Genomic DNA, 316 nt, shown 5'->3' on the forward strand with positions numbered 1-316 from the left:
CCGTCTGCGACAACGCCGGTGACGTCGCATCACCGGACGCCGCTGCCTTGCCGCCGGCCTCAGCCGCACGAGGCTGCGGGGCGCACCCGCCCAGAAGCCCAAGCCCAAGCGCGCTTGCACCCAGGGCCGCCGCGCCTATGCCGCCCAAAAACCCGCGGCGGCTTACCGTTGCTGCTGTTTTCGTCTCTTCCCTCGTGCTCATGCGAGCCTCCCTTTCTCTCCTTCGGCACGTTTCCGTTCCGTTTTGCCGCCCCACCCAACGCCGCCGGGATCAGTGCGCTCGCTGCGGCTTGTCGCCCCCTTGGCAAGTGGCCCT

The 316-nt window shown here is 69.3% G+C and carries 1 protein-coding gene; it reads right to left on the bottom strand.

The annotated features are described in order from the left end of the window. Positions 1-202 (bottom strand): hypothetical protein (locus tag NE591_RS13715; protein ID WP_371130625.1); only part of this gene is annotated, 202 nt, incomplete at its 3' end. Positions 203-316: the final 114 nt, after the last annotated feature.

Origin of the sequence: Adlercreutzia sp. DFI.6.23, from assembly GCF_024462535.1 — a bacterium.
Taxonomy (GTDB): domain Bacteria; phylum Actinomycetota; class Coriobacteriia; order Coriobacteriales; family Eggerthellaceae; genus Adlercreutzia; species Adlercreutzia rubneri.